Raw genomic sequence first — 23,033 nt, 5'->3', positions numbered from 1 at the left:
ATGTCGCAACGCGCCTCCGTTACCCGCCGCACCATCGCCACCCCGCTGATCCTCTCGGGGCTTCTCATCGCCTTCGCGTTGCTGGCGTGGTTCGTGGGCTCCAAGCCCTTCAACCAGACGATCATCGACGTGTTCCTGCGCGTGATCCTCGTCGTAGGGCTATACATCTTCGTCGGCAACTCAGGGGTCATTTCGTTCGGGCACGCTGGCTTCACATGCCTTGGCGCCTATGCTGCCGCCTGGCTGACGATGCCGCCGATGATGAAACAGACGCTTCTGCCGGGTCTGCCGGAGTGGCTGACGCAGTTGCAGCTTCCGTTCTGGGCGGGAGCCGGCCTTGCCGCGCTCTGGGCCGCGATATGGGCGGGGATCTTCGGCAAGATCCTCATGCGGCTGTCGGGCATCGCGGCCTCCATCGCGACCTTCGCGATGCTCGCCATGATCAACACGGTCTATTCGAACTGGGAGGATGTGACCGGCGCGACCTCCTCCGTTGTGGGCATCCCTATCGTGCGCACGGTCTGGCCTTATCTCGTCGCAGCGATCCTCGCCGTCTTCGTGGCATGGGCACACGCGATAAGCCGCTCCGGCCTGGCACTCCGCGCTGCGCGGGACGAGCCCACCGCCGCGTCGGCCTCCGGCATCGACCTGCCAAGGGAGCGCCTCGTTGCCTTTGTCGTCTCCGGCGCGGTGATGGGCATGGGGGGCGCACTTTTCGCCCACTCCATAGGCGTCGTCACACCCGACACCTTCTACCTCGGGCTTACCTTCATCACCTTGTCGATGCTTGTGGTCGGCGGGATCGGAAGCCTGTCGGGGGCCGTGCTCGGCGTCCTTCTCCTATCGACGCTCATTCAGGTGCTGCGCTGGCTTGAGGCCGGGGTGAGCATTGGCACATCGACCTTCGCCCTGCCGAACGGCGTTCAGGAAATCGCGCTCGGGATCGTGATGATCCTGATCCTTGCGCGGCGACCCGTCGGCATCATGGGCAATTCCGAACTGACCTGGCCCAGGCGCCAGAGCAGCAAATCCGGGTGAACCCGGTCAACAGAACTGACTGTTCAGCATGGGAGTAAGACGATGAAAAGACAGGGCTATGTAATCCCCGCATTGGTCGCGATGGCGACCTTCGCGGCGCCGGCAGCGGCGCAAGACGACAAGATCGTGGTCGGTTTCGCGACCGCCGAGTCGGGGTTCATGCAGGCCTACGACAAGCCTGCACAGGACGCGGCTATGATCCGCATCAAGGAGATCAACGACGCAGGCGGGCTGCTGGGCCAGCAGATCGAGGTGGTGAACGCCGACACCAAGACCGACCGGGCCGAGGGCGCGAAAGCGGGCCTCGCCGTCATCGACCAGGGAGCCGACCTCGTCGTCGTCTCGTGCGACTACGACTTCGGATCGCCGGCGGCTCTGACGGCGGAAAGCGCTGGCCTCGTGTCGTTCTTCCTCTGCGCGGAATCGATCAAGGCCGGCATCCAGGGCGTCGGCCCGCACAGCTTCTCGGCTTCGGTCCTTGCGGCCGTGCAGGGCGCGACGATGGCGCAGTGGTCCTACGAAAAGAAGGGTGCGCGGAATTATTACCGCCTTCTGGATACATGGACCGAATACAACAAGGGCATCTGTGACGGTTTCGACTGGATGCTGCCGCAGCTGCCCGAGGCGAAGCTTGTGGGCGAGGACACGTTCAAGAACGAAGACGCCTCCATCGCCGCGCAGATCACGCGCATCAAGTCGTTGCCGGAAGAGCCGGACGCGATCATGCTCTGCACGATGATGCCGGGCGCCGTTTCGGCCATCAAGCAGATCCGGGCGGCGGGCATCAACTCGATGATCATCAACGGCTCGGCCGTCGACGGTTCGTACTGGCTGTCAGCGGTGCCTGATCTGTCGAACTTCTACGTACCGGTTCAGGGCTCCATCTACGGCGACGACCCGAACCCGGAGGTGACCGCCTTCAATGCGACGTACAAGGAAGCGACCGGAGGCGACCCGTCCACGCAGTACGTCTATCCAGGCTACGTGCTCATCGACGTCTGGGCCAAGGCAGTGGAGCGCGCAGGCACGACCGATGCTGAGGCCGTGGTGGCCGAGCTCGAGAAGATGAATGAGGAGCCGACGCTCTTTGGCCCGCGGACCTTCAATTCCGAGCTGCACCATCAGAACAAGGCGCGCTACCTGATCGTCGAGACCAGCAATGGCAAGCCCGGCGTTGTCGACGAATGGACGATCTCCGAACCCATTCCGGTGGCCGACCTGATGAAGTGACCTGAAATAGACCGGACCGGCCGCGACCGATCGCGGCCGGTCCTAGCAGGAGGGAAGCCCATGTCACGCCTGCAGGCAACTGCGACACTCATGATCGAGGACGATGCGGTACGCGTCACGCGCTTTGACTTCGTGCCGGGAGCCGAGACCGGCTGGCACACACATGGGATGGATTATGTCATCACCGCGATTACTGATTGCCCGATGTTGCTGGAAGAGCCCGGCGGAGGGTCCCGCGAAGTGACCGTGAAGGCGGGCGATGCTTACAAGCGACCGGCTGGCGTCGAGCACAACGTCATAAATCGCGGAGACGCCCCGATGAGTTTTGTCGAGATCGAACTCAAGTGATGCTGCTCGTCTTCTGAGCGCCCTCCGGCAGGGGCCGGAAACCGGGCGCCTTCGATGGGGCCACCTCTCACGTTCATGCCAGGGGAAGTGCAAGGGGAACGTGGCTTGAGACGGGCAGGGCGGTCTCTCGGCCTTCGCCCATGACCAATGTCATCCGTTTCGGCAGTTCAAGACGAGCCCGGAGCCGATCCGTCTGGCCCTGATGCTCCGCGTCACCTTTCAGGCCCGTGCCAAGGTCTCGATGAACTTCGAGAACAGTTCCCCTTGCGAGCTTATCCTGAGCTTAGAGTAGATGTTGCGGCGGTGGATGCGCACCGTGCCGGGTGAGATGGACAGGATCCGTCCTATCGCATCGGCAGAGTGCCCCTTGAGGGTGTATTCGACAATCTCGCGCTCGCGCGGGGTCAAGAGACCGTCGCCGAAGGTCTGGAAAGACTGCTCGATCTGTAGTTGCAGGTTTGACCCGTCAGCGCCGTCTTCTGGCTGCTCGAACTTCGATGCAAGGTCATGCCAATGGCGGCGAATGCAGGCCTCGACCACTGGCCGCACTTCTTCCAGTGCGCGGATTTCTCGGGCTGCGAAGGGACGCTCCTCCCGCATCATCGAGGTAACGACCATGGCGGGGCCGGGCAAGTCGACGAAAAAACCTATCTCTTCGGCGAGCCCAGTCTGCACGTAATAACTGCGAAAGTATTCGCCCTGGTAGAAGCGGTCAGGTGCGAGGTCGCGCATCCGGTAGAGACCCGCGGGCACCGGCTCCACCGATGCCAGGTAGAACGGGTCGAGGAGGTATGGGCCCTCCTGGTAGTCGGTCACGAAAATCTTGCGCTTTCCCACTGGGAAGTCATCGAAAAGGTCCAGGGGGCGCGCGGCGCCCTGATAACCGAAGATCACGGTGTAGTTGTATGGCGCGATGCAGCGCAGAAGCCTTGCCAGCCGTGTCGGAAAGTCTTTCGAGCCGATAGCCGCCACCAACTCTCCCATGAGGTGAATCTTGTCGTTTCTATTCATCAGTGGCGCTTCATGCATAACCATATGCAAATTGTGATATATACAACAAACGGCATAGTTCCTACGATTTTCCCCAAAATCAAGCATATGCAAGCGGCCCGATGAACAACACCGACCCCGAGACAGAACCGCTGCCTATCGCCGAGTTTCGCGGGACGACGAAGCATTTCGGCGACGTGGTGGCGGCAGAGGACCTGAACCTCGCCATCCGCAAGGGGGAATTCCTGTCGTTTCTCGGCCCGTCGGGATGCGGCAAGACGACGGCACTCAGGATGCTGGCGGGTTTCGAGACGCCGACGAAAGGCGAGGTGCTTCTGGACGGTCAGGTCGTGAACCACCTTCCCGCGCACAAGCGCGCGGTGAACATGGTGTTCCAGCATTACGCGCTGTTCCCGCACCTGAACGTCGCCGACAACATCTCCTACGGTCTTCGCCAGCAGCGGCCGAAGCTCTCCGTCGCCGAAGTCGCGGATCGGGTGAGCAAGGCACTGGAGACGGTGCGGCTCCCGGACTTCGGTCCGCGTCGCATTTGGGAAATGTCGGGCGGTCAGCAGCAGCGCGTGGCCTTGGCCCGGGCGCTCATCAACCGTCCCAAGCTGTTGCTTCTCGATGAGCCGATGGCGGCGCTCGACCGCAAGCTGCGTCGGGATATGCAGATCGAACTGCAGACGCTCCAGCGCAAACTGGGGATCACCTTCGTCCTCGTGACGCATGATCAGGAGGAGGCGCTATCCATGTCCGACCGCATCTGCATCATGCGGGGCGGACGCATCATGCAAACCGGCTCGCCGCGGGAACTCTACGACCGCCCGCGCAACCGCTACGTCGCCGACTTCGTCGGAAAGTCCAATTTCTTCGACGGCCGCGTGACGAAGGCTTCGGCCACGAGCGCCACGATGGAGGCGGCGGGCGGACTGGTCATATCAGGGACGGTGACGGCTGAACTCGCTCCGGGTCAGGCGGCATCAGCCAGCCTGCGGCCGGAGCAGATAGCGCTGACCCGCAAGCCGGTCGAGGGAGATCAGACCCTCGGCCTGCAGGTGCAGATCGTGAACCGGATCTTCCTCGGAGAGCATACCGAATACCTCGTGAGGAATGACGTGATTGGAGAGTTTCTGGTGCTGGTTCCGCGCCAGGCAGAGGCAACCGAGGGCAGTTTCGAACCCGGCGACGCGGCGCATGCGACCTGGCGGGCCGGGACGGCGCTGATCCTCGGGAAAGACTGACAACGACACGTAGCAACTGGGAGAAAGACCATGTCGGACCGGAATGACTACATCTCTCGTGAAAAGTTCATGGCTGAGCTTTGGCGTTACAAGAAAGGCTCCGTCACGCGGCGGCATTTCCTGGGCGTGACGGGCCTTGGTGCCGCATCGGCCGTTCTGGGCGCCGCGGTGCCCGCCCTGCGCCCGCGTGGTGCCTGGGCGCAAGGGAACATCGGCGACCGTGTGGTTCTGGCCACGTGGCCCAACTACCATGACCCGGCCAACTTCGACGCCTTCACCGAGGCGACCGGCGCAGCGGTTCAGGTCAACGTCTTCGGATCGAACGAGGAGATGCTGGCGAAGCTCCAGGCTGGTGGCTCGGGCTGGGACGTTTTCGTTCCGACGAACTACACGATGACCACCTACGTGAGCGAGGATCTGATCGAACCGCTCGACCTCGCCAAGATCCCCAACTATGACCCAATGTCGTTCGACCAGCGCTTCGCGGGCCCTGGCACCGTGGACGGCAAGATCTACGGCGTGCCGAAGAACTGGGGCACGACCGGCTTTGCGGTGAACACTTCGCAACTCGGGGCGCTTCCGAAGCCGTCGACCTGGAAGGAGTTCTGGGACATCACCAAGGCCGAGTTCTCCGGCCGCACCATGGTGCACGATTACCAGCTCACGACCATCGGCAACGCGCTGAAGTATTTCGGCTACTCGTTCAACTCGATCGACCCGAACGAGCTTGCCGACGCCGAGAAGCTCCTGATCGAGGTGAAGCCGCACCTCTTCGCGATCACCTCGGACTACCAGCCCTCGATGCGCTCGGGCGATGCCTGGATGACGATCTGCTGGACCGGCGATGGCAAGCAGATGAACCGCGACATGCCCGAAATCGAGTATATCCTCGGCAAGGAAGGCGGCGAACTCTGGAGCGACTTCTATGCAATCCCGAAGGGTGCACCGCACCTCGACGCGGCCTACGCGCTGATCGATTTCCTGCTCACCCCGGAGGTGAATGCGAAGGAGAGCCTGTTCCACGGCTATCCGGTGGCGGACTCCCGGGTCAATGCGCTGCTTCCGGCCGAGGTGCTGAACGATCCGATCCTCTATCCCGCGCAGGAGCTCCTCGATGCCCTGGAATTCGGAGCAGCGGTGACGCTGACCGACCCGAACCGGGCCGAGCTCATGGCGCGCTTCAAGTCCGCCTGAGGAGGTCACGGTGCGGCCACGTTACAAAACAGCATTGTTCCTGTTGCCGGCAGGCGCATGGTTCGTGGCCATGCTCATCCTGCCGCTCGTGGTCGTGTTCGTCTTCAGCTTCGGAGAGCGGGGGCCGGCCGGTGGCTACGTCCCCGCTTTCTCCCTCGAGAACTATGCCAACCTCGGCGCGCGCTGGACGGCGTTCAAGAACACGCTGACGCTCGCGCCGGTGGGGACGCTCCTATGCCTGATAATTGCATACCCCCTGGCCTACTTCCTCGCGATGCGGGCCAACCCGCGCTGGAGGACGCTGCTTCTGGTCCTCGTCATCGTCCCTTTCTGGACCTCGATCCTGATCCGGACCTATGCCTGGATCTTCATCCTTGGCGGCAAGGGCATCCCGGCGTTTCTGTCCGCCCTCGGGCTGGGCAGCATCCAGCTCATCAATACGCCGTTCGCCGTGCTGACCGGCATCGTCTATGGATACCTCCCGCTCATGATCTTCCCGATCTACGTGAGCCTCGAACGTCTGGACAAGCGACTGCTGGAGGCGTCGTCCGACCTTGGTTGCCCGCCCTGGCGCGGCTTCCTATCGGTGACACTGCCGTTGTCCATGCCGGGCGTCGCGACCGGATGCATGCTCGTCTTCATCCTGTTGATGGGCGAGTTCCTGATCCCGGCGATGCTGGGCGGTGGCAAGGTGTTCTTCGTCGGCAATGCGCTTGTCGACCTGTTCCTGCAGTCACGCAACTGGGCCTTCGGCTCCGCTGTCGCGGTCGCGCTGGTCTTCGTCATGCTCGTGACGGTCACGGCCTACATGCGGTTCACGCGCCGCTGGGCCGGAGCGCGCGACGAAGTCTCGCTGATGTGAGGCGGCCATGAGGATCTACGCGTTCGCCGTCTACCTTTTCCTCTACATCCCCATCGGGGTCATCGCGCTTTTCAGCTTCAACGCGGGTCGGCATGCGACGCAGCTGCAAGGGTTTTCGGTGCAGTGGTACGGAAAGGCGCTGTCCAATCCCTTCGTGATGGATGCGTTGAGAACCAGCCTGACGGTGGCTTTCGTCTCGGCGGTCCTCGCGACGCTCTTCGGAACGGCCGCGGCGCTGGCGCTTCAGTCGGTCAAGGGCCGGCTCAGGGTGTTCTTCGACGCGCTCATCTATATCGCCGTCATGGTGCCCGGCATCGTGATCGGAATCGCGACGTTGATTGCCCTGGTCACCTTGTTTGACTGGCTGAACCCGATCATTTCCGCCATCTGGCCGGTGGCCGAATCCGCGCCGCGCCTGTCGCTTGGCTATGGCTCGCTCATCGCCGCGCACGGGCTCTTCGCGATGGCGCTTGTCATCATAATCGTGCGGGCGCGGATCGCGGGCATGGACCGCAGCCTGATCGAAGCCTCGGCCGACCTCTACGCGACGCCGTTCGGGACGTTCCGCCAGGTGACACTGCCGCAGATCTTCCCTGGGATCCTCGCGGGTTTCCTGCTCGGCTTCACCTTCAGCTTCGACGATTTCATCATCGCCTTCTTCGTCGCGGGATCCGAAACCACGCTTCCGATCTACGTCTTCTCCTCGATCCGTCGCGGAGTGACGCCCGAGATCAACGCCATTGGCACGATGGTTCTGGCTGTTTCCCTGATCCTGCTGATCGTCGCGCAGGCGATACTGCAACGCGGGCGGAAGCCCGCCTGAACGGAGGGACTTGTTGATGCTTCTTCAGGACCGCGTGGCCTTCGTGATCGGAGCCGGATCGGGCATCGGACGAGCGGGCGCACTGGCTATGGCCCGCGAGGGCGCGATCGTGATCGCGACGGACCTGAATGGCCCGGCGGCCGAGGCGACGGCAACCAGGATCCGGGACGAGGGGGGTCAAGCCGAGGGGTCCCAACTCGACGCGGGTGACGATGCTGCGGTGATCGCGGCAATCGATGGAGCGGTCGCCCGGCATGGCCGGCTGGACGTGCTCCACTCTCATGCCGGCATCCAGATCCCGGGCACCCTGGAGGAGGTGACTGCCGACGACATGGACGCTTCGTGGCGGCTCAACGTGCGCTCGCACTTCGTGGCCACCCGCGCGGCCATGGCGCACATGAAGAAGGCGCGCCGAGGCTCGATCATCATCACGGCGTCGGGTTCGGGCATCCAGTACGACAGCGAGATGGTGGCCTACGCCACCACCAAACACGCCGTCGTTGCCATGGCCAAGCAGATCGCGAAGGACTATGGCCGGTTCAATGTGCGGGTCAACACGCTCTGCCCCGGCTTCATCGATACCCCGTTCAACGCTGGCTTCGAGCAGCAAATGGGCGGACGCGAGAAACTCGAGAGCTATATCGCGCACCAGATCCCAATGGGGCGTTGGGGCACGGTCGACGAAATGGCCGACGGGATCGTATTTCTGGCTTCCGACCGATCCTCGTTCATGACCGGGCACGCGCTGGTGATTGATGGGGCGGAGTCAATCTGACAGCACCGTCCGATGGCACCAGCAAGCGAGTTGCGCCGCGAGACGTTGCGGTTCAGGCGATAGCATCCATCGTCTTGATGCCGACGATGCCGCCGACCACGATGAAGACAAATGTGATGACCGACCCGATGGCCAGCGTCGATACTCCGGTCAGCCCTTGGCCGACTGTACAGCCAAGCGCCAGCACACCGCCGATCCCCATGAGCGCCGCGCCAAACATGTTCCTGATTGTATCCGCCTTGTCGGCGAAAGTGGTCAGGTGAAGGCGCCCCATGGACAGGGCCCCGAGAAATCCGCCGATCAAGGCCCCCGCAACTGTCGCGACGCCGAAACCGGGCGCTCCGAGTGCCGTGTAGCGCATGACGAAGTCAATCGTGTCACCGGCCGGACGCACGTAGCTGAGCGATATGAGCGTCGGGTTGGCGGCAAATTCGTCATAGGTCAGCCCGGTCAGGATCCAGCCGAACACCACGCAGAGCCCGATTCCGATGCCGGCCGTCAGGTTGGCGGCAGATGAACGGAATTCGGGGCTTTTGAAGCAATAGAAAACAAGTGCTGCCGCGATGGCCAGCGCGCTGGCGGTCGTCGCCGCTTCGACCGACATCCCGGTCAGGCTGGAAATGACTGCGCCGATACCCTGATCTTCTATCCCTGCTGCTCCGAGCTCGGACGACAAGGGCGTGAAGATCGACACGCGCAGCGGGCCCAGAAGACCGCCGATCGTCATGTAGCCGAAGACTCCGGTTATCAGCAGGACAACTACCGAGCGCAAATCGCCGGCGCCGGCTCGGACCAGGTTACGGCTGATGCACCCGCCCGTGAACACCATGCCAAATCCGAAGAGTAGCCCTCCGACGATATTGGCGCCCCATCCAAGTGTCGGCGTCCGATACATGGACAGACTGGTGTCCGCCACACCCGCGCGTTCGATCAACCACACGCCGAGAATCGCCGTTGCGATGGCCAGCAGCCAGGCGCGAAACCGGTTCTTGTCGCCGAAGGACAGAATGTCGGAAATTGACCCCATGGTGCAGAAATTCGTCCGGTAGACGATGAAACCGAAAGCGATGCCAATGAGTAACCCGCCCCAGCCGATATAGAATGCCGCGGATTCCACGGCCGCCATTTTCCACGATTCGACCATCTTCTCCCCCCCGTGGTGCTTTTTCTGTCAGGCACGATTGCGGATGACATTAGGCTCCAGACTCATGGATCGTCAAAGCCAGAACATGATGCCTACGGCGAGGGCGACAGCGGAGAGGAAGTCCTTGGGGCATCGGTCGTGTGGGTCGCGACCCGGCGCCAGTCCTTCAGGCGATGAAGATGATCCCGATGCGGTTGCGCAGCTTGTAGCGGCGCTTGTCGTGGTGGACGGCCTTCCCTCGGGAAATCGGGCCGGGGATGCAGGGGTGCATCCCTAGTCCTTCAACGCGCCCGGTGGCTTCAGGGCGTCCTGGGCGGCCCATACTTCTTGAGGGTGTCGCACCGTCGCAATCTGTTGGGATTCATGAAGTTCGCGCATCGCCGAACGCGCCGGTCATCAACCCGTGGCGTGCCAAGGCTCCGCGGAGAGAACAGCCGCAGTCGTGCTGTCTGTTTGCCGGTCAGTCAGAAGGGATGCCCCATCATGCCCTCATCGGTGCGAAAGCTTGAATCACGCAGGCAGCGCAGCCTGAAACACGGCAATGGCAGCGAGCACCGCGCAGTTTCCTGATCTTCCAGCGGTTCACTCCTCGTCAGAACGTGTGACGCTGCCGCCGAGCAAGCTGGACTGGCCCAGGACAAGCAGTGCGTCTCCTTTCAGGCGGAATGGTGATTGGCGAGCGGCATCGGCCGATTCACGGAGTTCGTTCTCGAGGAACTCGAGCTCCTGACCGGCCGCCCGCAACGTTGCAATGACACTTTCTACGGAACGATGACGCGAAGCAACGAGCGCCCAGAGGATCGCGGCCCGGGTGCCGCTCTTGCAGTGAGCGAAGATGGGCTTGGGCAGTTCGACCAGCGCCTGTTCGAACCGGTCGATGACCTCGGGTTCGAAGATCGAGTGGTTTTCAGTCGGGCTGTGCGCATACGCCAGACCGTTGGCGCGCGCGAGACGCTCAGCATCCTGGGAAAGGAGATATGGCCCGGTTTCATCGTCGGGACGCGCGTTCAGAACGGAAGCGAAGCCGGACGCGCGAAGCGGCGCGAAATCCTCGGCCGATATCTGCGGACCGATCGCGAACTCCGGGGTCACATTGACGAATTCGAGCACGCCCGCCTAGTCTCCTGTTCAGACTGCGCCGCCGACAGTTCTCCCTTTGCGGCAACATCTTTCTTGTTCACAAATTCCGTGGCTTGCCTAGACTTGAAGGGCCTTCCATGAGTTGATCGAACGCCAGCGACTTACAGATAGCAGGTAAAATGGACCGAACAGACGCCAAGATCCTAGACGTTCTGCAATCCAATGCCGCCCTTTCGGCAAGGGAGGTCGCAGAGCAGACTGGTCTGGACGAAAAGTCTTGTGCCGATCGCATAAGGCGCCTCGAGGAAGACGGGACCATTCTGGAACGTGTGACCATACTTGATCCCCGCAAGGCCGGCGCAAACATGACCGTGTTTGTCGCCGTCACCACGCCGGAACATAGCCAGGAATGGCTGGATCGCTTCCATGCCGCCGTTGAGGGATTTCCCGAGGTGATGGAGTTCTACCGAATGAGCGGTCAGGTTGACTATCTGCTCCGCGTGGTCGTGCCGGACATAGACGCCTATGACAGGTTCTACAAGAAACTGATCGCGGCAGTGAAACTCAAGGACGTCAGCTCGACCTTCGCCATCGAGCAGATCAAGTACACGACCAAGCTGCCATTGAGCGCCGCGGACTGAGCGCAGCTCTTTTTCCGGTTCACTTCCAATCCCTGCATCATCCGCCCCGCGGTGGAGATCGACGTTCGCTTCCCGCGTCACGGCGAAGTGTGGGGGATCATCTGCACGAACGCAGCATCGACGCGAGCCGCTGGGCGATCCGCTGCAGGTGGCGCCCGCCCGGACAATGTTGGCGCCGCTCTGGCATGACACTCGACGTTGGCTGAGGCGCAGCGTTACCGCTCAGCCAGAAGCTGGTTCGTTCCGGTCCGACAGCACTGTCAGGCGGCGAACCCTTCAAGGACCCGTTTGACCAGTTCGGCGGCCGGCGACTCCGGATCATAGACCGCGTGACAGCTGATCTCGATATCGGGCGCGTCCCGCACGGCCACGAGGCGCCCGGCCTGCAGATCGTCCTGGACCATCGGCTGCGGCGCATAGGCCATGCCGCCTCTTTGCCTGAGGTAGTGCAGTCCCATCGTGCAATTGCCGAGAAAGATGTGCTGGGCAGCCCCCTTTGGCAGGGCGTCGCCAAGCGCCGCGTCATATTCGGCTCCCAGTTCGAAGTTCACGAACAACGGCAACTCGGTGTCGTGCAGCGAACACGGCTTGTCGGCGACGAGAACGAGCCGTTCTGCGGGGAACGGCGCGTGGGCCAGATCGGCTCCGACCGGGAGTTCATGCGTCAGCGCGAGATCGAGAATCCCGTTCCGCACAGCTTCATGCATGTTCATGTCGTGATCGAAATTGACCGTGAGCGGCAGCTTGTCCAACTTGGTCTCGATCCAGATCGTAAGATCTACAAGCAACCTGTCCCAGATACTGAGTTGCGAGCCGAGGCGAAGGAAGACCCGGCCCGAGAACCGGCGGCGCGTATCCTCCAGCACCGTACGCCATTGCCTTGTGATGCTTTCGGCATGGGGCCGAAGATGTCGGCCGGCCTCGGTCAACGCCGCCCCGCGCCGTCCCCGGTCGAAAAGACGCACGTCGAGGATCGTTTCCAACTGCCGGATCCGCGCGCTCACGGCGGCCTGCGTGATATTCAGTCGCTCGGCGGCAAGGTGGAAACTGCCGCTCTCTGTGACCGCCAGAAAGGTGTGAAGCTGGGTGATATGCATAGAATAACAAAATAATTCTATCGTAATGGCAAAATCAATTATCTTTTTTGTGGTCTGCCCTGGTGCTATCCCAACGCGAGGTCCGACGCCGTGTCGGAACTCTGCGAAGGCAAAGGAACGCGCAATGCTCGACAAATCGCACAAGCCCACGTGGACCCGGATGGAAGATGCCACCAAGGAGGATTTCCTTGCTGTCATGGACTATGAGGAGGAATTCAATGCGGGCCTCGTGAACCGCCTGCTCGACGCGATCCGCTCGCTCGACGAGGACTGGACGCCGTATCCGATCAACCGCTACCAGCACTGCCTGCAATCAGCCACGCGCGCCTACGAGGATGGCGCAGACGAGGAAATCGTCGTGGCGGCCCTGATCCACGATGTCGGGGACATCCTGTCGCCGTACAATCACGGCGAACTCGCCGCCGCGATCGCCAAGCCCTACATGTCCGAAAAGGCCTGCTGGATCCTCAAACACCACTGCGTCTTTCAGGGCCACTACTACAACCACCATCTGGGCGGCGACCGGAACGCGCGCGACAAATACAGGGACAGCCCGTACTACGACGACTGCGTCTATTTCTGTCACAACTACGATCAGAACGCCTTCGACCCCGAGTACCCGACGAAACCCCTGGAGTTCTTCGAGCCGATGGTGCGCCGGGTCTTCTCGAAGTCGAGTGGGCACCTGGAACTTGCCGAAACGTCAGAGGACACGGTCGATCAGCATGGCTGAGCGGACCGGGGGCGGGACCCGGTCATGGGTTGCCGTCGGTTCCGCGCACAAGGCTGGCTGAGAGATCGGTCCGCATTCGCCCGCCAGCGCCCGGCAGGTGGGTGAATTCGGCGGGGTGGACCAGCGGCAACCGGTTTCCTGTCGGGCCCCGCAAGGGGCCCTCCACCGGTTGCCGCGAGCAGTTGCGTCGTCAACGCGGTTCGTTCATCAGGCCCCGAACGATGGCATAGCATGCCGCCAGAAGAACGATCGTGAAGGGCAACCCGGTGGAAACCGCCATTGCCTGCAGCGCGGCCAACCCGCCTCCTAGCAACAGGGCGATGGCCACCAGGCCCTCGAGCGTAGCCCAGAAGACACGCTGGACGACGGGCGCGTTGACCTTTCCCCCCGCCGCGATCGTGTCGATCACAAGGCTGCCGGAGTCGGACGAGGTGACGAAGAACACCACGACGAGGACGATCCCGATTAGCGAGCTGATCCCTGCCAGGGGCAGTTGGCTCAGCATCTCGAAGAGCTTGAGTTCCAGCGCGGCGTCCTGCGCGCCGGTGAAGCCGTCGTTCAGAACCTGGCTGATCGCAGTGCCGCCGAGCGCCGTCATCCACAGTACCGACAGGATGGTGGGCACGATCAGCACGGCGATGATGAACTCGCGGACCGTGCGCCCGCGCGACACGCGGGCGATGAACATGCCGACGAAGGGCGACCAGCTGATCCACCAGGCCCAGTAGAAGGCCGTCCAGCCCGAGGCGAAGTTCGCGTCCTCGCGCCCGAAGGGCATCGAAAGAGCCGGAAGGTATTCACCATAGGCGGCGAGATTGGCGACGAAGCCGGAGGCGATTTCGGCGGTCGGGCCGTAGGCGATGACGAAGGCCAACAGGAGGGCGGCCAGTGCCATGTTGACCTCGGACAGGAGCTTCACCCCGCCGTCGAGACCGCGCACGACCGAGAAGATGGCTATGGCGGTGATGAAGGCGATCAGGAAGATCAGACGCGAATTCGACGTTCCGAAGCCGAAAAGGTGATCCAGCCCCGCAGCCGCCTGCTGAGCGCCGATCCCAAGGGATGTCGCCAGGCCGAAGATCGTGGCGAAGATCGCGAGGATATCGACGATGTGCCCCGGCCAACCCCAGACCTTTTCCTTGAAGATCGGGTAGAAGGCCGAACGCAACGTCAGCGGCAGACCCTTGTTGTAGGAGAACAGCGCCAGCGCCAGCGCCACGACCGCATACATGGCCCAGGGGTGCAGCCCCCAGTGGAAGATCGTCGCGGCCATGCCCAGTCGGATCGATCCCGCGGCATCACCAGCGGCCCCGCCGAGTGGCGCCCAGTCCGTGCGGACACCGTTCTCGTCGAAGCTTACGCCTGCGAACGACGACGAATAATGCGACATCGGTTCGGACACGCCGTAGAACATCAGGCCGATGCCCATCCCCGCGGCGAAGAGCATCGCGAACCAGCCGATGTAGCCGTAGTCCGGTGTCGCCTCCGGCCCGCCAAGGCGGATCTTGCCGAGCGGAGACACGATCAGGAACAGGCACAGGACCACGAAGATGTTGCCGGCGAGCAGAAAGAACCAATTGAGGTTCGTCGTCAGCCAGTCGCGCAGCCCCGTGAACAGCGGCTCGGCCTCGGTCTGGAAGATGAGCGCGAGGATGGTGAACGCCATCACGCCGATCGCGGAGATGGTGAAGACCGTCTGGTGGAAGTCGAATTCGAGCACCCAGCGCGGGGCGATGTTGTCCTGACCAATCTCGTAACTGGTCTGGATGATCTCCGTGTCGCCTTCGGGCTCGGGTATTGGCTCGAGTTCGGGGGTGGCGCCGACAGGTTCTTCCTGGTCGCGCGGATCTTCAGTCATGGCAGTGTCTTTCGTTTCGGAAGTGCCTCTAGATCGGTCCGTTTGGCGCCAAGCGCACGACGAAAACCGAAGCTTCGGAATGCTCAGCGACATTTCCGGCGTGTGAAGGCAGGATCCAGTCCATCACCGTGGGGGCGTGCGAGGCCATGACGACCAGATCGGCCCCGAGTTCCTTCACCGCGTTCCGGATGGACCGATTGATCTCCACCGCGGGATCGGTCGACACGATCATGTGCGCCCGCGTCTCGATCCCGTGCTTGTCCCCCTCGCCGCGGGCGAAAGCTTCCAGGTGCTCGCGGAACTCGTTTGGATTGTGTCCGACAGGTCCCGGCGTTTCCTCGGCAATGGCGAGATACGTGACGGGAGCGGAATGAAGCCGCGCCATTTCCGCCGCGATCGCAAGCGCTTTGTGAAGCCGCTCGGCATGGGCAAGGTCCACGGGGACAAGGATGTGTTTGAACATGAGGGGGGCTCGCTCTATTGCGACGAACTGGCCGTCAGTCAGGTGTGTTGCAGGGTGGCCGCGCCAAGGGGGAACCACCGGGGCCGCGCCAAGGGTGGACCACTGGAAAGGGGAGCACAACCCGTGGCCGTTCTGACGGGGAGTGCGCGGTCTGCGGTCTTTCGACGCGGCTGGCGGCATCTGTCGAAATCGCCCCGGATGTCCGTCTCGACGCCGCGCGGGGCCCGGGTCCTGCAAGGGTGGCTGCTTAGTCCGTTTTACTGACGGGCATCGAGAAGCCCACTTTCACACGGTCCATCACGGCGCTGGTCCGGAAGCGCATCACGTTTTCCTCGGCGAAGAAGTGGCGGCGGGTGAAATCCTCGTAATCGGCCATGTCACGGACGGACAGGATCAGGATAAAATCCGCGTTTCCGGTCACATAGTAGCACTGCATCACCTCCGGGGACTGCTTCATCCGGCGCTTGAACCGGTCGATATCGGCCAGCCGCTCAGTATGAAGCGTGACCTCGACGATCAGGATCAGCCCCCGACCCACGGCACTTGGGCGCAAGACGGCGATTTCGGATTCGATCACATCCGAGTCCCGCAGCCTTGCAAGCCGCTTGCGGCAGGCATCGGGAGACAGCCCGACGCGTTGTGACAGCGCATCGGCCGTCAGGCGGGCATTCTGCTGGAGTGAGTCGAGGATAAGGGCGTCGAATTTGTCCATTCGGCCAGACTTTCCGAAAACCCGCGTTCTGGAAAGCCATTTCGTGCCCTTGATCCGATATTCGGACATATTGAGCGGGTTGCGTCCGAAAACGGGATGGTCGGAGGCCGAAATATCCGGGAACGGGTTCTGCGCAGCCGCTATCTTGGGCGAAATCCGGAAACGCGGAGACGCCTCATGCGCGACATGCTTGTGAACCCTCACAGGGGCAAGGGATTGCCCGAACTCTCACCGCTGCCTCTCAGCGATGCCAGTGCCGTGGCGCGGCTGCTGGGGATGTGCCCGGCACATGCCCAAACGCCTCTGCGCGACGTGCCCGAACTTGCAGGGCTGGCAGGTGTCGCGCGTATCCATGTCAAGGACGAGCGCGGCCGTATGGGGCTTGGGAGTTTCAAGGCGCTTGGCGCCGCCTATGCCATTGCGAGGCAGGCGGCAGCGGCGGTCCGCGACGACGATTGGGCCAGTTCGCTCGTGGGTCGGGTCTTCGTGACCGCCAGCGCGGGAAACCACGGCCTCTCCGTCGCCGCCGGCGCGCGTGTGTTCGGAGCGAAGGCGGTGATCTACCTCTCCGAAGCGGTCCCCGAAGCCTTCGTCGCGCGGCTTGCCGCAATGGGCGCGCAGCCGGTGCGCGAGGGGGCGACTTACGAGGCCAGCATGGCGGCGGCGGAAAGGGCGGCGGCCACCAACGGATGGACGCTGCTCTCGGACAGTTCGTGGCCGGGATACACCGAATTGCCGCTGCGGGTGATGGAGGGGTATCTGCAAATGGCCGCCGAGGCCGTCTCGCAGATCGATGCGCCGCCCACGCACATCCTGCTTCAGGCCGGTGTCGGCGGATTGGCGGGGGCGGTTGCGGCCCACGCCCGAAGCGTCTGGGGGGACGACCCCACCATCATCGTGGTCGAACCCGAAGCCGCGCCCGCCCTGATCGAAAGCATCCGCGCGGGCAGGATCGTGACGACCGAGGGGCCGGTTTCCGATATGGGGCGTCTGGACTGCAAGACCCCCTCGATGATCGCGCTTGCGGGGCTGGCGCGCGATGCCGATCTCTTTGTAACGATCAGCGAGGAAGAGGCTGCCTCGGGCATTGCGAAACTGGCCGAAGTGGGCCTGGAAACCACGCCTTCCGGCGGGGCGGCACTCGCTGCTCTCCTGAGCGGGCTTGACCTTGACGCAGACGCGCGCGTTCTGGCGATCATCAGCGAGGGACCTGTCGATGCATGAGAATTCGTTGATCTTTCCCGCCGGGGAGTACCGTGAGCGCGTCGCGCGTCTTCAGCGCAAGATGGATGAGGACGGGCTCGATGCGCTGCTTCTGACCGCGCCGGCAGATGTGTTCTACGTCACCGGTTTCCTGACGCGCTTCTGGGAAAGCCCGGCGCGCCCGTGGTTCATCGTCGTCCCCGCGCAAGGGGATCCCGTGGCGGTGATCCCCTCCATCGGGGCGGATCTGATGCGGCGGACGTGGATGCGGGACATCCGCACGTGGAGCGCTCCCGACCCGCGCGATGACGGGGTCAGCCTGCTGTCCGACACCCTGTGCGGCACGGTTCCGACAGAGGGCCGGATCGGCGTGCCGATGGGGTTGGAGACCCATGTTCGGATGCCGATGGCCGACTATCTTCAGGTGTCCGCAAGGATCGCGCCGCGCCGCTTCGTCGATGCCACCGACACGGTCCAGCGCGTCCGTGAAATAAAGACCGAGGCAGAGATCGCCAAGATACGGACGGCCTGTTCGATTGCCGACAGAGCCTATGCGCGGGTGCCTGAATTCGCGCGCGAGGGGACACCGCTTGACCAGGTGTTCCGCGCCTTCCAGATCGCCCTGCTCGATGAGGGGGCGGACTGGGTCAGCTATGTCGCCGGAGGCGCGGGGCAGGGCGGCTATGGCGACGTGATCTCGCCCGCCGGGCCGCAACCCCTGGCGCGCGGCGATATCCTGATGCTGGACACAGGTGCCGTCCGCGACGGGTATTTCTGCGACTTCGACCGCAACTATGCCATCGGGCGCGCCTCAGACGCCGCGAAGCGCGCCCACGCCGCGCTCTATCGGGCAACGGAGACCGCGCTTGAAACCCTGCGACCGGGCATGCTGGCCTGCGATGTCCATCGCATCCTGACCGAGGCACTGGCAAGGGAAGGGGCCGATCCCGGCGGCGGGCGTCTCGGGCACGGGCTGGGCATCACGCTGACGGAGTGGCCGTCCTTCACGCCGCTCGATACCACCCCGCTGCGCGAGGGCATGGTTCTGACCCTGGAACCGGGTGTGTGCATCGCCCCGGACACGATCATGGTGCACGAGGAGAACCTCGTTCTGCGGGCGGACGGTTGCGAATTGCTATCCACCCGCGCCCCCGCCGAACTGCCGGAGATAGAGGCATGAGCGACTTTCCCTACGACCTGACCGGCCCGATCGGCGCGCGCACGCTTGGGCTGATCGTCTTGCAGGTGGACGAGACGATCGAACAGGATTTCCGGCGGCTCTTCGCCGCGCCGGAGGTGGCGCTCTATGTAAGCCGCGTGCCATCTGGTGCCGAACTGACCCCCGACACCATCGCCACGATGGAAACCCACCTGCCTGCCGCCGCCGCGCTGCTGCCGCCCGCGGCGAGTTTCGATGCGGTCGGGTATGCCTGCACCTCGGGGACGACGCTGATCGGTGCGGAACGGGTGGCCGAGTTGGTCGGGGCCCACGCCACGACAAGGGTCGTGACGAACCCGCTGACCGCCGCGCTGGCCGCGATGAGGGCGCTTGGCGTGCGGCGGATCGGCATCGTCTCGCCGTATATCGCCTCGGTCGCCGGCCCGATCCGCCGCGCCTTCGAGGCCGGCGGTTTCGAGGTGCCGGAAACGCTGTCCTTCGGCGAAGAGATCGAGGCCCGCGTGGCGCGGATCGACCCGAAATCCATCCGCGAAGCCGCGCTGGCAATCGGTCGAAAGCCGGGGATCGAGGCGGTGTTCCTGTCCTGCACGAACCTGCGCACGCTCGACGTCATCGACGGGCTGGAAGCGGAACTGGGCATTCCCGTGGTCAGCAGCAACCAGGCGCTGGCATGGCACATGGCACGCAGCTCGGAGGCTGCCGTGGCGGATACCGCACCCGGACGCCTTTTCCGCCTCTGATGCGGCGGCATTTGCATCCGGGGTCCGCGAATGGCTTGGCTGCGGCTCTTGAAGAAGCGGAGGCAGACCGACGCCGAGCCTGGATCTGGCGCCTCGGCGTGCCGCGGCCGGCTCCACACCTTCGGCACCGGGTTGCGCCACCAGCTTCATGGAAGAGGTCGTGAAGAACGCAAGGCCTGCACGGCCGCGCAGGCCGCAGAGCAGTGGCTGTCTGGTGACGAAGCCGGCCCCGCCACCGTGGCGCAGGATCCGCGCGTTTCAGACCTCTCCTCGAACGACATGGTTCAAAACAGCAATGCCTTGACCTTCTCGACCCCCTCAGAGACCAGGGCGGCGTTGCCGCGGGCCTCGACATTCAGGCGTACAACGGGTTCCGTGTTGGAACTGCGCAGATTGAACCGCCACTCGCCCATGTCGAAGCTGAGACCATCCATTTCGTCCACGCGGCGCGCGAGGGATTGGAAGGTGTCGCGAACTCTCGCAATGGCCGCCGTTGGATCTTCCAAAGTGAAGTTCACTTCTCCCGAGGACGGGAAGGCTGTCTTGCGGTCGGCAACCAGATCAGCAAGCGGTCCGGACCTGCTGACGAGCTCTGCGATGATGAGCCATGGGATCATCCCTGAATCGCAATGGCAGAAGTCCCTGAAGTAATGGTGAGCGGACATTTCGCCGCCGTAGATGGCCTCCTCGTCACGCATTGCCTGCTTGATGAAGGCATGTCCCGTGCGAGATGGAATAGCCTTTCCGCCGGACTTTGCGACGATGTCTTGCGTATTCCATATGACACGCGGGTCGTGAATGACCGTCGCGCCGGGAGATTTCGCCAGAAATGCTTCGGCAAGCAAGCCTACGACGTATTCCCCGTCCACGAAGTCTCCACGGTGATCGAAGAAGAAACATCGGTCGAAATCACCATCCCAGGCGACGCCGAAGTCGGCACCGGACGATCGGACGGCCTCCGCGGTTGCGGGTCGGTTTTCCGGCAGGAGCGGGTTGGGAATGCCCTTGGGGAAGGTTCCATCCGGCTCATGACATGTGCGAACGAAGGACAGCGGGGCGTCTAGCTCCTTTAGGCGTTCTGCAATCACGTCAAACGTCGGACCTGCCGCGCCGTGCCCGGCGTTCACGAGGATCCGTAAGGGACGCAAAACAGAGACTTCTGCGAAAGATATGACCCGCGCGACATAGGCGTCCCGTGCTTCGCGAGAGACGTTCAGGATCCGACCGCCCGGAACCGGGCGGCCAAAGTCATTCGCTTCCGCCTCTGCCTTGATCCTTGCCAGTCCCGACACGGAATCAAGCGGGGCCGAACCTGCCCGCACCAGCTTCATCCCGTTGTAGTCCATCGGATTGTGTGACGCGGTAACGCATATCCCGCCATCAGCGTCGAAGTGGCTCGTCGCGAAGTACATCTCTTCCGTGCCGGACAAACCCAGATCCAGCACTTTGCAGCCTTCATCCACGAGGGCCCGAGACACGCTCTCGGCCAAGGTTTCCGAAGACGCCCGGACGTCTCGGCCGAGCACGACAGTTCCTGCCCTCAGGACGCGTGCGAACGCGCGCCCGATCCGGTAGGCAATCTCTGCGTTGAGGTCATGGCCGAGGCGGCCGCGGATGTCGTAGGCCTTGAAGCATGTCAGCTTGCCATCCATGAACTCGCCTTCTCGATTCTGAGGCGCTGCTCGTCGAGCGTTGCTTTCGGTTGAAGATCGACTTGGGTCGATCCGGGCCGGAGAAAACATTACAGTTCGGTGCCAAATGATGCTCCAGTGGAGGCTTTGTCCTCCGTGTCGGGAATGTCATCGGGAGACCGATCTGCATTGATGACCTTTACCTCATGCCGAAATGCTCCCGGGTGATCCCTCTGCTTCGGAAACGGCATCTGAAGTCGACATTCTTCCGGCAAGTCCGGGAGTAGGCTCTGCTGGACTGCACGGCACGTCCCGAACTTCGGTTGGTCCTTGATGGGTGGCGATTGATGTGTGCCACTTCGGGATTCTTAAGGGCACCCACCCATTGGCCCTGGCCGGGAGTTCCGCATTCGCGGGGTCAGCGCACGGTGAACCGATGACAGCAAGGTGCATTCTGGTCCATCGCTAGATTACGGTTTTCCAATACGTGGCTTCACAGTGAAGCCTATCCCTTCGCTCCCTGGCCGCGCGCGTAGACATCCTCGTAGCGGATGATGTCATCCTCCCCGAGATAACTGCCGGTCTGGACCTCTATGAGGGTCAGAGGAACCTTTCCAGGGTTTTGAAGGCGGTGGACGGCCCCGAGCGGGACGTAAACGGACTGGTTCTCCGTCACCAGTTTGACTGCATCATCTACGGTCACCTGGGCCGTACCCTCGACCACGATCCAATGTTCGGCGCGGTGGTGATGACTTTGCAGACTCAGGCTGCCGCCCGGATGGACGACGATGCGTTTGACCTGAAAGCGAGGGCCGATCACCAAGCTTTCATACCAGCCCCAGGGACGGTAGTCGCGGGGCAGCGTATCGGCTTGGGTCACCCCCTTGGCCTTGAGCCTCTGCACCGCCAGCTTCACGTCCTGCGCGCGGTCCTTGTGCGCAACCAGGACGGCATCTGGCATCGCAACGGCGATGATGTCGGTGAGGCCAATGCCAACGAGCTGTTGGGCATCGCTGGTTGCCTGCAGAAGCGTGTCGCTGCAGTCGATGGCGGTCGCCATGCCCCTTGCGACGGTCCCGGTCGCGTTGGGACCGCTTTCACGCCAGACGGCGTGCCAGTCCCCGAGATCGGACCACGCGCCCCCAAAGGGCACGACGGTCAGGTTCTGGGCCCGCTCCATGACGGCGTAGTCGATCGAAATATCTTCCAGTTCCGACCATGGTTCGACGGCAAGACGGGTGAAGCCCAGGTCGCGTTCGGCTGTTTCGACCGCCGCGCGGACACCGGCAAGGGTGGCTGGCGCGTGGCGGGAAAAAGCCTCAAGGATTGCGGTCGTCGAGAACAGGAAGATCCCCGCGTTCCATAGATGCATTCCCCCTGCCAACATGCTTTCGGCTGTGGAGATGTCGGGCTTTTCGACGAAGGCTTTCAGTGGCTGCGGCGTGGCGCTGAATTCGGCATCTGGCCTCGCGGTCAGTTCCAGCCAGCCATAGCCGGTTTCGGGGCGGTCCGGGCGGATGCCGAAAGTCACCAGGTCTCCGGCCTCAGCGGCCGTTGCTGCCATTGCCACCGCTGCGCGAAAGCGCTCTGCATCGGGGATGACGTGGTCCGAGGGGGCGACCAGCATCATTGCGCCCGGCGATTTGGCGTCAAGGGTCAGGGCCGCCGCGCAGATTGCCGCCGCCGTGTTTCGGGCCGAGGGTTCAATAAGTACTTCCGCAGGCGCGATTTCCAGCGCAGCGAGTTGCTCAAGCACGACGAAGCGGAAATCTGTACCTGTAATCACGCAGGGCGCCGCAAATCCGTCGCCGTGAACGCGACGGGCCGACGCCTGAAACAGGCTCTCGTTTCCGACCAGTTGGACGAACTGCTTTGGATAGGATTTGCGCGACAGAGGCCAAAGCCGAGTGCCGGAGCCACCACAGAGAATTGTTGGGTGAATGGGCTTGTCCACGTGTCGTTCGTCGAATGATCTGTGCGGTTGGCCTTGATCAGCCCCACCTGAGTGGTCCGATTTGATTGTTAGTGCATGACCGGCCTCTGG

The 23,033-nt window shown here is 63.0% G+C and carries 22 protein-coding genes and 2 pseudogenes; 14 read left to right on the top strand and 10 right to left on the bottom strand.

Features of this window, described 5'->3' with window-relative positions:
- Genes ABCN56_RS02805 through ABCN56_RS02795 form a run of 3 tightly spaced genes read left to right on the top strand, consistent with a single transcriptional unit; the run spans position 1 to position 2,616 of the window.
- On the top strand, positions 1–1,038 hold the full coding sequence (locus ABCN56_RS02805; protein ID WP_343079247.1) for a branched-chain amino acid ABC transporter permease: 1,038 nt from the start codon (positions 1–3) through the stop codon (positions 1,036–1,038).
- A gap of 42 nt (positions 1,039–1,080) precedes the next feature.
- A complete protein-coding gene (locus ABCN56_RS02800; protein ID WP_343079246.1) occupies positions 1,081–2,268 on the top strand; it encodes an ABC transporter substrate-binding protein in 1,188 nt (395 codons plus the stop codon).
- Positions 2,269–2,328: 60 nt separating this feature from the next.
- Complete coding sequence (locus ABCN56_RS02795) at positions 2,329–2,616, top strand: cupin domain-containing protein (RefSeq protein WP_343079245.1); 288 nt, start codon at positions 2,329–2,331, stop codon at positions 2,614–2,616.
- A 219-nt stretch (positions 2,617–2,835) separates the two neighbouring features.
- On the opposite strand, the gene ABCN56_RS02790 is transcribed toward ABCN56_RS02795, so the two are convergent.
- Positions 2,836–3,627, bottom strand: coding sequence for a helix-turn-helix transcriptional regulator (locus ABCN56_RS02790; RefSeq protein WP_343079244.1), 792 nt, complete (start codon positions 3,625–3,627; stop codon positions 2,836–2,838).
- A 101-nt stretch (positions 3,628–3,728) separates the two neighbouring features.
- Between ABCN56_RS02790 and ABCN56_RS02785 the strand changes: the two genes are divergently transcribed.
- The 5 genes from ABCN56_RS02785 to ABCN56_RS02765 all read left to right on the top strand — a co-directional run bounded on the left by ABCN56_RS02785 (position 3,729) and on the right by ABCN56_RS02765 (position 8,507).
- Complete coding sequence (locus tag ABCN56_RS02785; RefSeq protein ID WP_343079243.1) at positions 3,729–4,853, top strand: ABC transporter ATP-binding protein; 1,125 nt, start codon at positions 3,729–3,731, stop codon at positions 4,851–4,853.
- A 30-nt stretch (positions 4,854–4,883) separates the two neighbouring features.
- The gene (locus tag ABCN56_RS02780) at positions 4,884–6,047 is read left to right on the top strand and encodes an ABC transporter substrate-binding protein (protein ID WP_343079242.1); all 1,164 of its coding nucleotides are present in this window, start codon (positions 4,884–4,886) and stop codon (positions 6,045–6,047) included.
- Between the two features lie 70 nt (positions 6,048–6,117).
- Positions 6,118–6,909 carry an ABC transporter permease gene (locus ABCN56_RS02775; RefSeq protein ID WP_425466080.1) on the top strand — a complete coding sequence of 264 codons (792 nt, stop codon included), beginning with the start codon at positions 6,118–6,120 and terminating at the stop codon, positions 6,907–6,909.
- Between the two features lie 7 nt (positions 6,910–6,916).
- A complete protein-coding gene (locus ABCN56_RS02770; protein ID WP_343079240.1) occupies positions 6,917–7,732 on the top strand; it encodes an ABC transporter permease in 816 nt (271 codons plus the stop codon).
- 16 nt (positions 7,733–7,748) lie between these two features.
- A complete protein-coding gene (locus ABCN56_RS02765) occupies positions 7,749–8,507 on the top strand; it encodes an SDR family NAD(P)-dependent oxidoreductase (RefSeq protein ID WP_343079239.1) in 759 nt (252 codons plus the stop codon).
- A gap of 52 nt (positions 8,508–8,559) precedes the next feature.
- Here the strand turns inward: ABCN56_RS02765 and ABCN56_RS02760 are convergent, their stop codons facing one another.
- The 3 genes and pseudogenes from ABCN56_RS02760 to ABCN56_RS02750 all read right to left on the bottom strand — a co-directional run bounded on the left by ABCN56_RS02760 (position 8,560) and on the right by ABCN56_RS02750 (position 10,761).
- On the bottom strand, positions 8,560–9,651 hold the full coding sequence (locus ABCN56_RS02760) for a YeeE/YedE family protein (RefSeq protein WP_343079238.1): 1,092 nt from the start codon (positions 9,649–9,651) through the stop codon (positions 8,560–8,562).
- Between the two features lie 72 nt (positions 9,652–9,723).
- Positions 9,724–9,925 (bottom strand): annotated as a pseudogene (locus ABCN56_RS19680) (IS5/IS1182 family transposase); the annotation flags it as partial.
- A 308-nt stretch (positions 9,926–10,233) separates the two neighbouring features.
- A complete protein-coding gene (locus tag ABCN56_RS02750) occupies positions 10,234–10,761 on the bottom strand; it encodes a protein tyrosine phosphatase family protein (protein WP_343079237.1) in 528 nt (175 codons plus the stop codon).
- A gap of 149 nt (positions 10,762–10,910) precedes the next feature.
- Between ABCN56_RS02750 and ABCN56_RS02745 the strand changes: the two are divergent.
- Positions 10,911–11,039: pseudogene (locus ABCN56_RS02745) on the top strand (Lrp/AsnC family transcriptional regulator); the annotation flags it as partial.
- A 57-nt stretch (positions 11,040–11,096) separates the two neighbouring features.
- Complete coding sequence (locus ABCN56_RS02740) at positions 11,097–11,372, top strand: Lrp/AsnC family transcriptional regulator (RefSeq protein ID WP_343080104.1); 276 nt, start codon at positions 11,097–11,099, stop codon at positions 11,370–11,372.
- 260 nt (positions 11,373–11,632) lie between these two features.
- Here ABCN56_RS02740 and ABCN56_RS02735 read toward each other — a convergent pair whose 3' ends face one another.
- Positions 11,633–12,604, bottom strand: coding sequence for a LysR family transcriptional regulator (locus ABCN56_RS02735; RefSeq protein WP_343079236.1), 972 nt, complete (start codon positions 12,602–12,604; stop codon positions 11,633–11,635).
- Between ABCN56_RS02735 and ABCN56_RS02730 the strand changes: the two genes are divergently transcribed.
- The gene (locus ABCN56_RS02730) at positions 12,594–13,202 is read left to right on the top strand and encodes an HD domain-containing protein (RefSeq protein ID WP_343079235.1); all 609 of its coding nucleotides are present in this window, start codon (positions 12,594–12,596) and stop codon (positions 13,200–13,202) included. The genes ABCN56_RS02735 and ABCN56_RS02730 overlap by 11 nt on opposite strands.
- Before the next feature lie 190 nt (positions 13,203–13,392).
- Here the strand turns inward: ABCN56_RS02730 and ABCN56_RS02725 are convergent, their stop codons facing one another.
- The 3 genes from ABCN56_RS02725 to ABCN56_RS02715 all read right to left on the bottom strand — a co-directional run bounded on the left by ABCN56_RS02725 (position 13,393) and on the right by ABCN56_RS02715 (position 16,235).
- Entirely contained in the window at positions 13,393–15,060 is a 1,668-nt protein-coding gene (locus ABCN56_RS02725) for a BCCT family transporter (RefSeq protein WP_343079234.1), read from the bottom strand.
- 28 nt (positions 15,061–15,088) lie between these two features.
- Positions 15,089–15,523: a universal stress protein gene (locus ABCN56_RS02720; RefSeq protein WP_343079233.1), complete on the bottom strand. Its 435-nt coding sequence runs from the start codon at positions 15,521–15,523 to the stop codon at positions 15,089–15,091.
- Positions 15,524–15,770: 247 nt separating this feature from the next.
- Positions 15,771–16,235, bottom strand: coding sequence for an Lrp/AsnC family transcriptional regulator (locus ABCN56_RS02715; protein WP_343079232.1), 465 nt, complete (start codon positions 16,233–16,235; stop codon positions 15,771–15,773).
- A 177-nt stretch (positions 16,236–16,412) separates the two neighbouring features.
- Between ABCN56_RS02715 and ABCN56_RS02710 the strand changes: the two genes are divergently transcribed.
- Genes ABCN56_RS02710 through ABCN56_RS02700 form a run of 3 tightly spaced genes read left to right on the top strand, consistent with a single transcriptional unit; the run spans position 16,413 to position 19,358 of the window.
- Positions 16,413–17,459 (top strand): pyridoxal-phosphate dependent enzyme, encoded by a 1,047-nt coding sequence (locus ABCN56_RS02710; RefSeq protein WP_343079231.1) that lies wholly within the window; start codon positions 16,413–16,415, stop codon positions 17,457–17,459.
- Positions 17,452–18,618 carry a M24 family metallopeptidase gene (locus tag ABCN56_RS02705; protein WP_343079230.1) on the top strand — a complete coding sequence of 389 codons (1,167 nt, stop codon included), beginning with the start codon at positions 17,452–17,454 and terminating at the stop codon, positions 18,616–18,618. Before ABCN56_RS02710 ends, ABCN56_RS02705 begins: the two co-directional genes overlap by 8 nt.
- Complete coding sequence (locus tag ABCN56_RS02700) at positions 18,615–19,358, top strand: maleate cis-trans isomerase family protein (RefSeq protein ID WP_343079229.1); 744 nt, start codon at positions 18,615–18,617, stop codon at positions 19,356–19,358. Before ABCN56_RS02705 ends, ABCN56_RS02700 begins: the two co-directional genes overlap by 4 nt.
- 284 nt (positions 19,359–19,642) lie before the next feature.
- Here ABCN56_RS02700 and ABCN56_RS02695 read toward each other — a convergent pair whose 3' ends face one another.
- Positions 19,643–21,010: a phosphohexomutase domain-containing protein gene (locus ABCN56_RS02695; RefSeq protein WP_343079228.1), complete on the bottom strand. Its 1,368-nt coding sequence runs from the start codon at positions 21,008–21,010 to the stop codon at positions 19,643–19,645.
- A 484-nt stretch (positions 21,011–21,494) separates the two neighbouring features.
- Positions 21,495–22,943 (bottom strand): mannose-1-phosphate guanylyltransferase/mannose-6-phosphate isomerase, encoded by a 1,449-nt coding sequence (locus tag ABCN56_RS02690; RefSeq protein ID WP_343079227.1) that lies wholly within the window; start codon positions 22,941–22,943, stop codon positions 21,495–21,497.
- Between the last annotated feature and the right edge of the window lie 90 nt (positions 22,944–23,033).

Origin of the sequence: Ostreiculturibacter nitratireducens, from assembly GCF_032670585.1 — a bacterium.
Classification (GTDB): domain Bacteria; phylum Pseudomonadota; class Alphaproteobacteria; order Rhodobacterales; family Rhodobacteraceae; genus Ostreiculturibacter; species Ostreiculturibacter nitratireducens.
The sequence above is the reverse complement of the archived record's forward strand: the minus strand, read 5'-3'. Positions and strand labels throughout refer to the sequence as shown.

Bases quoted from the DNA above. Each gene is read 5' to 3' on its own strand.
- ABCN56_RS02715 (WP_343079232.1), bottom strand. From the start codon at position 16,235: ATGGACAAATTCGACGCCCTTATCCTCGACTCACTCCAGCAGAATGCC.
- ABCN56_RS02725 (WP_343079234.1), bottom strand. From the start codon at position 15,060: ATGACTGAAGATCCGCGCGACCAGGAAGAACCTGTCGGCGCCACCCCC.
- ABCN56_RS02780 (WP_343079242.1), top strand. From the start codon at position 4,884: ATGTCGGACCGGAATGACTACATCTCTCGTGAAAAGTTCATGGCTGAG.
- ABCN56_RS02740 (WP_343080104.1), top strand. From the start codon at position 11,097: ATGACCGTGTTTGTCGCCGTCACCACGCCGGAACATAGCCAGGAATGG.
- ABCN56_RS02705 (WP_343079230.1), top strand. From the start codon at position 17,452: ATGCATGAGAATTCGTTGATCTTTCCCGCCGGGGAGTACCGTGAGCGC.
- ABCN56_RS02775 (WP_425466080.1), top strand. From the start codon at position 6,118: ATGCTCATCCTGCCGCTCGTGGTCGTGTTCGTCTTCAGCTTCGGAGAG.
- ABCN56_RS02795 (WP_343079245.1), top strand. From the start codon at position 2,329: ATGTCACGCCTGCAGGCAACTGCGACACTCATGATCGAGGACGATGCG.
- ABCN56_RS02760 (WP_343079238.1), bottom strand. From the start codon at position 9,651: ATGGTCGAATCGTGGAAAATGGCGGCCGTGGAATCCGCGGCATTCTAT.
- ABCN56_RS02695 (WP_343079228.1), bottom strand. From the start codon at position 21,010: ATGGATGGCAAGCTGACATGCTTCAAGGCCTACGACATCCGCGGCCGC.
- ABCN56_RS02765 (WP_343079239.1), top strand. From the start codon at position 7,749: ATGCTTCTTCAGGACCGCGTGGCCTTCGTGATCGGAGCCGGATCGGGC.
- ABCN56_RS02805 (WP_343079247.1), top strand. From the start codon at position 1: ATGTCGCAACGCGCCTCCGTTACCCGCCGCACCATCGCCACCCCGCTG.
- ABCN56_RS02710 (WP_343079231.1), top strand. From the start codon at position 16,413: ATGCGCGACATGCTTGTGAACCCTCACAGGGGCAAGGGATTGCCCGAA.
- ABCN56_RS02720 (WP_343079233.1), bottom strand. From the start codon at position 15,523: ATGTTCAAACACATCCTTGTCCCCGTGGACCTTGCCCATGCCGAGCGG.
- ABCN56_RS02700 (WP_343079229.1), top strand. From the start codon at position 18,615: ATGAGCGACTTTCCCTACGACCTGACCGGCCCGATCGGCGCGCGCACG.
- ABCN56_RS02770 (WP_343079240.1), top strand. From the start codon at position 6,917: ATGAGGATCTACGCGTTCGCCGTCTACCTTTTCCTCTACATCCCCATC.
- ABCN56_RS02730 (WP_343079235.1), top strand. From the start codon at position 12,594: ATGCTCGACAAATCGCACAAGCCCACGTGGACCCGGATGGAAGATGCC.
- ABCN56_RS02785 (WP_343079243.1), top strand. From the start codon at position 3,729: ATGAACAACACCGACCCCGAGACAGAACCGCTGCCTATCGCCGAGTTT.
- ABCN56_RS02800 (WP_343079246.1), top strand. From the start codon at position 1,081: ATGAAAAGACAGGGCTATGTAATCCCCGCATTGGTCGCGATGGCGACC.
- ABCN56_RS02790 (WP_343079244.1), bottom strand. From the start codon at position 3,627: ATGAATAGAAACGACAAGATTCACCTCATGGGAGAGTTGGTGGCGGCT.